General features: G+C 78.7%; 4 protein-coding genes. All 4 read right to left on the bottom strand.

What is annotated here, in order from left to right; all coding sequences use genetic code 11:
• Positions 1-673: glycosyltransferase family 2 protein (locus HTZ82_RS11420; protein ID WP_175409230.1), on the bottom strand; the 673-nt coding region annotated here is incomplete at its 3' end.
• The gene (locus HTZ82_RS11425; RefSeq protein ID WP_175409231.1) at positions 670-1,635 is read right to left on the bottom strand and encodes a glycosyltransferase family 9 protein; all 966 of its coding nucleotides are present in this window, start codon (positions 1,633-1,635) and stop codon (positions 670-672) included. The genes HTZ82_RS11420 and HTZ82_RS11425, both read right to left, overlap by 4 nt.
• Before the next feature lie 232 nt (positions 1,636-1,867).
• Positions 1,868-2,875 carry a glycosyltransferase family 9 protein gene (locus tag HTZ82_RS11430; RefSeq protein WP_175409232.1) on the bottom strand — a complete coding sequence of 336 codons (1,008 nt, stop codon included), beginning with the start codon at positions 2,873-2,875 and terminating at the stop codon, positions 1,868-1,870.
• A 42-nt stretch (positions 2,876-2,917) separates the two neighbouring features.
• A complete protein-coding gene (locus HTZ82_RS11435) occupies positions 2,918-3,505 on the bottom strand; it encodes an HAD-IIIA family hydrolase (RefSeq protein ID WP_175409233.1) in 588 nt (195 codons plus the stop codon).
• Positions 3,506-3,593: the final 88 nt, after the last annotated feature.

Consider the following 3,593-nt stretch of genomic DNA (forward strand, 5'->3'; position numbering starts at 1 on the left):
TGAGCGCGGCGTTGCGGCGCATCACGGCCCGCCGCCCGTCCCGTACGCCGCCCACGGGCCGGTGCACGGCCACCACCTCCGGGCAGTGCGCCACACCCCAGCCGCAGGCCGCCAGGTCGTACGCCAGGAGCGTCTCCTCGCCGCCGAAGAACAGCACCGGGTGGTAGCCGCCCGCCTCCAGGTACGCCGAACGCCGTGCCACCGCCGCGCACGCCAGGAAGCCCAGCACCCGCCGGCCCGGCAGACCGGCGGGCCGGCCCAGCGGCGACGCCGCCAGTTCGTCGTTCAGCGGGTCGGTCCGCCCGCCGTCGCCCACCCGGACCCGCGCCGCGATCAGCCCCAGCCGCGGATGGGCGTCCAGCAGCCGCTCGGCGGCCGCCAGGGCGCCCGGCTCCCACCACGAGTCGTCGTCGCTGAACGCCACGTACGGTGTGCGGGCCCGCCGCACCCCCAGGGTCCGGCCGACCGCCCCCAGGTTGCGGCCCGGCATGAGCAGCGTGACCCCCGGATGGCGGCGGGCGACGGCCTCGGGCGTGCCGTCGCCGCTGCCGTTGTCGACGACGATCACGGGCGGGCGCTCCGGCAGGGCGGCGAGCCGGTCCAGGGTGTGCAGGAGCTGGTCACAGCGGTCACGGGTGATCACGACGACGGTGGTACGGGACGTCGACGTCATGTCCGGGACACCTCCAGGAGCGCGAGAACGGCGCACAGCACCTCCTCCGGGCGGATCCGCAGGAGCGCGGGGTCCGGCGCCCGGCCGTGCGGGTCGCCCGGCGGTCCGCCTCCGGGGGGCGGGTGCCACAGGGCCACGTGCCGCGTACCCGCGGGCGGGCCCCACAAGCGCGGCGGTACGGGACCGAAGAGCGTGACCGTCGGGGCCCCGTACGCCACCGCCAGGTGCGCGATCCCGGTGTCGCCGCTGACCACGGCCGCGGCGCCGGCGCACAGCGCGGCCAGCCGCTCGTACGGCAGCCCGCCGCGCAGCACGTCCGCGCCGTCGAGCCCGGCAGGCCCCGCGACCCGGTCCACGATCAGGTCCTCGCCGGGCCCGCCGGTGACCACCACCCGTCGCCCGCGCCGCCGCAGCTCCCGCACCACGGCCGCGTACCGCTCCGGCGGCCAGCGCCGCGCCCCCGAGTCGGCGCCGGGGTGCACGACGACGGCCCCGGGCGCCGGGCCGTCCCCGCCGGGCGGCGGGAGCCGCAGGTCGTCCGGGTCGGCGGGGACGCCGTACCACTCCAGCAGCCGGCACCAGCGCACTCGCTCGTGCTCGTCCGCCGTCCACACCGGCCCGGCGATGTGCGGTGTCCCCGGGTGCGCGAACGCCAGCAGCCGCCCCGGCCGCAGCCGCTCCAGGAGCAGATGGCTCGACGGGCCCCTGCCGTGCAGGTCCACGGCCACGTCCGGCGGCGGGCCCGACCACGCCAGCCGCGTCGGCACGGCCCGCCCGGGGGCCGACGCGGGCAGCAGCGTGTCGACGGCCCCCGTGGCGGCGGCGACGGGTGCCAGCCCCTCCGGGGCCGCGAGCACCGTCTCGTACCCGGGGAACGCCCGCCGCAGCGCCCGCAGCGCCGGCACCCCGGTGAGCAGATCCCCAAGACCCAGCGCCCGCAGCACCAGCACGCGGGGCACCACGTGAGAGTCTCCGCCGACGCCCCGGGCCCGCGGCGTCACCGTCACCCGCTCCGAGGAGCCCGGCGGCACGCGGCGCCGCACACCCACCGGACCCGGTCCCGCCCTGTCGGAACACCCGCGCGGGCGGCGGCCGTCGTGGTGCGCCCCGGAGTCCGGCGCGAACAGGGCCGCGTGCCCGCCGGGCCCGTGCCACCGTCCCGTCCCGTCGGCAGGCCCGCGTCGGCGGGCGCCGTCATGGGGCCGCCTCCAGGAGCTTGGCGACCGCCGCCAGGACGTCCTCCGCCGTGACCTCGTCCAGACAGGGGTGTCCCGGTACCGGGCACGTACGGGACCTGGTGCCGGCGCAGGGTGCCGTCTGGTCGCCCAGGAGGACGTGGGGCACCCCGTACGGGCCCCAGCGCTCGGCGGGGACGACCGGGGAGAACAGCGACACCACGGGCGTGCCGACCGCTGCCGCCAGGTGCGTCGGGCCCGTGTTACCGGTCACCAGGGCGCCGGCCGACGCCAGGACCGACGCGAGCTGGGGCGGGGTGGTCCTGCCGCCCAGGTCGAGCCCGTGGCCGCCCGCGACGAACGCGGTCAGCTCCCGCTCGGCGGGGCCGCCGGTGACGACGACCCGGTGGCCCGCGGCGGCCAGCAGCCGCACCGCCTGGGCGCACCGTTCGGGGCTCCACCGGCGCGCCGGCACGCTCGCTCCCGGGTGGACCACGACGTACGGGCCCGGTCCGGTCAGCTCCGGGGCGGCCGGCGCGTGGCGCACCCGCAGCCGCCCGTCGTCGCCCGGCGGGCGCGGGAACCCGGCCGCGGCGGCCAGGTCCAGGGCCGCCTCCGCCTCGTGGGCGTGCGGTGCGCGCCGATGGCGGAGGTCCAGGAGCGAACCGGGCGCGTCGACGCTGTCGGCGGCGAGGTACGGGACGCCCGCCATGCGCAGGAGCAGCGCCGCAGGCAGCGGGCTCTGGTGGAACGACGTCAGGATCAGCGCGGCGTCGGCACGGGCGGCGGACACGCGGTCCACGAGGGCGTCGATGTCCGCGCGTTCCACGGGAGGCGGCGTGAAGCCCGCCCACGGCGCCTCCCACACCAGCACCTCGTCCACGCCGGGCAGCAGCCGCGCCGCGGGCTCGCCCACGGGCCCGCACAGCACCGTCACCCGCTCCGCCCGGTGGGCGACCGCCCGCACGGCGGGCCCGGCCAGCAGGACGTCACCGAAGCTGTCCAGCCGCACGACCAGCGCCCTCACGATCCCCACCTCCCCACCGGCTCGGGGGCTCCGCCCGGGCCGTCACAGCGGTCTCCGTACCGTCGAGGGATGCCCGAGCACGTGCCGGACGGCGCCGAGCAGGTCCCGGCAGACGTCGGGCGCCGCGGCGACCTCGGCGGGGAGGGTGCGGGTCGTCGGTACGAGGACCCCGCGGGCTCCCGCGGCCCGCGCCGCGCCCATGTCCGTGCCGATGTCGCCGATCACGACGCACCGCTCCGGCGCGACCCCGAGCCGCCACGCGGCCTCCAGGACCAGGCCGGGCGCCGGTTTGCGGCAGCCGCAGCCGTCATCGGGGGTGTGCGGGCAGTGCACCCAGGTGTCGGGGGGCCCGCCGAGCAGGGCGGCGACCCGGGCGTTGACCTCCAGGACGTCCTCCTCGGTGATCAGTCCGCGCCCGATGCCCGACTGGTTGGAGACCACGCCGATCGGTATGCGGTGCGCCCGCAGCAGCCGTACCGCCTCCCGCGCGCCCGGCATGAGCCGTACCCGGTCGGGGTCGCCGTTGTACGGCACGTCCACGATCAGTGTGTCGTCGCGGTCGAACAGCACCGCCGCCGGCGGCCGGACGACCGCGGGACCTTGCGCGTGGGCGCCCGCCGGAGCGTTCATGCGCCACCGCCGTTCCAGCAGCCCGCCGACCGGTGCCGCAGCTCCCCGGCGAGCCGGTGCCAGGTGGCGAGCGCCGGGATGACCGCAC

Source organism: Streptomyces sp. TRM64462, assembly GCF_013362995.1.
Taxonomy (GTDB): domain Bacteria; phylum Actinomycetota; class Actinomycetes; order Streptomycetales; family Streptomycetaceae; genus Streptomyces.

Excerpts from the sequence above, each read along its gene's own strand:
- HTZ82_RS11435 (WP_175409233.1), bottom strand. The coding sequence starts at position 3,505 with ATGAACGCTCCGGCGGGCGCCCACGCGCAAGGTCCCGCGGTCGTCCGG.